This is a genomic window from Mesorhizobium sp. M1A.F.Ca.IN.020.06.1.1, assembly GCF_004023265.1.
GTDB lineage: Bacteria > Pseudomonadota > Alphaproteobacteria > Rhizobiales > Rhizobiaceae > Mesorhizobium.
Map to the genome: position 1 here is coordinate 1 of NZ_RZSR01000718.1, position 3,150 is coordinate 3,150.

At 63.0% G+C, this 3,150-nt stretch carries 5 protein-coding genes; 3 read left to right on the plus strand and 2 right to left on the minus strand.

Going from position 1 to position 3,150, the window contains the following annotated elements:
- Positions 1 to 187: hypothetical protein (locus tag EOA60_RS37795; RefSeq protein WP_164899525.1), on the plus strand; the 187-nt coding region annotated here is incomplete at its 5' end.
- A 76-nt stretch (positions 188 to 263) separates the two neighbouring features.
- Positions 264 to 929, plus strand: a complete 666-nt coding sequence (locus tag EOA60_RS25655) for an O-methyltransferase (RefSeq protein ID WP_095824691.1) — start codon at positions 264 to 266, stop codon at positions 927 to 929.
- 25 nt (positions 930 to 954) lie between these two features.
- Here EOA60_RS25655 and EOA60_RS25660 read toward each other — a convergent pair whose 3' ends face one another.
- Entirely contained in the window at positions 955 to 1,884 is a 930-nt protein-coding gene (locus EOA60_RS25660; protein ID WP_095824690.1) for a Gfo/Idh/MocA family oxidoreductase, read from the minus strand.
- 98 nt (positions 1,885 to 1,982) lie between these two features.
- A complete protein-coding gene (locus EOA60_RS25665; protein WP_066989908.1) occupies positions 1,983 to 2,264 on the minus strand; it encodes a transcriptional regulator in 282 nt (93 codons plus the stop codon).
- Positions 2,265 to 2,727: 463 nt separating this feature from the next.
- On the opposite strand from EOA60_RS25665, the gene rpsL reads away from it, so the two are divergent.
- The gene (gene rpsL, locus EOA60_RS25675; protein ID WP_006202128.1) at positions 2,728 to 3,099 is read left to right on the plus strand and encodes a 30S ribosomal protein S12; all 372 of its coding nucleotides are present in this window, start codon (positions 2,728 to 2,730) and stop codon (positions 3,097 to 3,099) included.
- Positions 3,100 to 3,150 lie beyond the last annotated feature (51 nt).

The following is a 3,150-nucleotide window of genomic DNA, read 5'->3' on the forward strand; positions in this document are numbered from 1 at the left end:
GCTGCAGGGTCTGAAGGAGAACGTCATCGTCGGCCGCCTGATCCCGGCCGGCACGGGCGGCACGATGAGCCAAATAAGGCGCATCGCCAACTCGCGCGACGAGCTCATCATCGACGAGCGCCGCAAGGCTTCGGGTGTCGAGGTCGCCGAGCCGATGCTGACCAACATGGTCAACGCCGCGCAGTAAGCGCGGATGCAATGAGAGAAAGAAAAGGGGCCCGCGTGGCCCCTTTTTTCATTCGGGTTATGAACGAGGAAAAACCATGAGCGCCAGGACCTGGACGGCTGTCGACAACTACATCGTCTCCTCTCTTTTCGATGCGGATCCCACGCTTGACGCGGTGCTTGCGGCCAACCGCGAGCAGGGCCTGCCGGCGATCGACGTCTCGGCCGCGCAGGGCAAATTGCTTTCGCTTCTGGTGCGGATTCGCGGCGCAAGGAAGGTGCTCGAGATCGGCACGCTCGGTGGTTACTCGACCATCTGGATGGCAAGGGGCCTGCCTGCCGATGGCAGAGTAGTGACGCTGGAGCTTGAGCCGCACCATGCCAAGGTCGCGCGTTCGAACTTCGAGCGGGCAGGGGTTTCCGACAAGGTGGATCTGCGGCTCGGGCCAGCTCTTCAATCGCTAGCAGCCTTGGTCAGCGAAAATGCCGGTCCGTTCGACCTGACCTTCATCGACGCCGACAAGCCGAACAACCCGAATTATCTCAGCTGGGCCATGCGGCTGTCGCGCTCCGGAACGGTGATAGTCTGCGACAACGTCATCCGCGACGGCGCCGTGCTTAAGGATGACGGCCGCGACGAAAACGTCGTCGGCGCCCGCGCGGCGTTCTCCTTCATCGGCGGCGAGAAGCGGCTTGACGGCACCGCCATCCAGACCGTCGGCGCCAAGGGCTATGACGGATTTGCGATTGCGATCGTGGACTGACGCCGGCGCTGCACGGGGCTTGCTGTTAATCGAAGAAAGGCTCGACCACATTGCGCTTGCCGAGCATGAAGGCGTCGGCGACGTGCTGGAGCGGGGCCAGGTCGACGTCGGAGATGCCGGCGCGGACAATCTCGGCGAAACGCTTGTAGAGCATCGGATATTCGGCTTCCGGCTCGTCATGGATGATCTTGCCGTCGACGGCGAGCTTTGCGCCGCCGCCCGAAAGCACCATCTTGCCCTTGTCGGTCTCGGCCAGGATGTCCCAGCTCTGCGGACCGGTCTGCAGCCAGTCGAGCTCCATTGTCACCGGGAGCCCGTTCGAGGTGCGGAAGGTGACATGCGCCGCGACCGGCGAGGCGCGGTTCTCGGGGAAGTCGAGCACGGCCGAGGTGATGAACATCGGCGGCAGGATGTGGGTGGCGATCGATAGCGCGTTGATGCCGGGATCGAACACGCCGAAACCGCCCGGCGCCCAGATCCATTCCTGGTTCGGGTGCCAGCGGCGCACGTCTTCCTTCCAGTTGATCGCCGCCGAGTCGATTCTGGCCGAAGCCAGGAAGGCGCGCGCGGCCTCGACCGCCGGCGCGTAGCGCGAATGCCAGCTGGCGAAAAGCGAAACGCCTTTCTTCGCGGCAATCGCCTTCAGGTGCTCGACCTCGCTGACGGTGGCGCCCGGCGGCTTCTCCATGAAGACGTGCTTTCCGGCCTCGAGCGCGGTACGCGCGGCGTCATAGCGGAACTGCGGCGGCATGCAGAGCGAGACGGCTTCCAGGCCCGGCTCGGCCTTAAGCATCGCCTCGATCGTCGGATAGTTCGGGATGCCGTCCACCTTGCCGTGGCGGCTGGCGGCGGCCGCAAGCCGATAACTGCTGTCCTTGGCCAGTGCCGGAAGATGCTGGTCGCGGACGATCTTTCCCACGCCGACGATACCGATCCTGATGGGGTTGCTGGTCATTGGGACTCCGAGGGATGGAAGAAGTAGGTGTTCTTAGGCAGGACAACGGTGCCCGGCAAGCCTGGACGAAATCGTGATCTCGCGATTCCCGTCCGGGATCAGCTCGGCTCGTCGAAGGTAACGATCGAGACTTCGCCCTCGAGCGCGCCCTGATAGGCGGACAGATGCGGCTCTTCGTCGGGGGTGCCTTCCATGTCGCCGATCTGGTCGAGCTCGGCTTCGGCGAATCCTTCGGCGGCGAGCGATTCGAGCGCGCGGCGGACGGCAGAATCATCGTCGGGCGCGACCAGCATCACATGCACGCCTTCCGGCTTGCCGCCTTTTCGCCGCCACACCCGGCCGGTGATGATGGTGACCGGGCGCTCCTCGTTGTCGTTCACGGGCTGGTTCCTCCGGAAGCGGGGAGTTTTGCCATTCATGCCGACTTATTTGCACGAAGCCGGCCGAGATGACAGGCGGAAGCGGGTCACTTTCTTCCTCGCTCTTGAAAAAAGACGCAAGAAAATTACATGCGTTTTCCGCATGGCTGCCAAGCTCCGGATCGGGCGCAATATTTGCCGTTCCGGGGTTGACGGATAGGGGCCTTGCGAGTAGAAGCCGCCACGTCAGAACCGATGTGAGACTTGCTTTTCCGAGGCGACGCGCCTTGGAGTTTGCCTCAAACAGGGTTCGTTTTACGAGCGAAAAGACATCTCCGGCGCGCATGAAGCGGCTTCCGCTTCCTCTGCAATTTGTTCGGGCAGGACCGCGAGGCGCGGTGTGTTGCCCGAATTCGCGTATGGACATGACGCTTTGAGCGGCCCTGACAGGGCAAGACACGGAATTGAGAGACAAGAGGGTTTAATGCCTACCGTCAACCAGCTGATCCGCAAGCCGCGCCTGGCGCCGGTGAAGCGCAACAAGGTCCCGGCCATGCAGCAGAACCCGCAGAAGCGGGGCGTCTGCACGCGCGTCTACACGACGACGCCGAAGAAGCCGAACTCGGCGCTGCGCAAGGTGGCCAAGATCCGTCTGACCAATGGTTTCGAAGTGATCGGCTACATCCCGGGCGAAGGCCATAACCTTCAGGAGCACTCGGTGGTCATGATCCGTGGCGGCCGCGTCAAGGATCTGCCGGGCGTCCGCTATCACATCATCCGCGGCGTGCTCGACACCCAGGGTGTGAAGAACCGCAAGCAGCGCCGTTCGAAATACGGTGCCAAGCGTCCGAAGTAAGGGTTTCCGGCTTCGGCGCTTTTTTTGACTGCGCCGTGCCACGAGATTGAG

Excerpts from the sequence above, each read along its gene's own strand:
- rpsL (WP_006202128.1), top strand. The coding sequence starts at position 2,728 with ATGCCTACCGTCAACCAGCTGATCCGCAAGCCGCGCCTGGCGCCGGTG.
- EOA60_RS25655 (WP_095824691.1), top strand. The coding sequence starts at position 264 with ATGAGCGCCAGGACCTGGACGGCTGTCGACAACTACATCGTCTCCTCT.
- EOA60_RS25660 (WP_095824690.1), bottom strand. The coding sequence starts at position 1,884 with ATGACCAGCAACCCCATCAGGATCGGTATCGTCGGCGTGGGAAAGATC.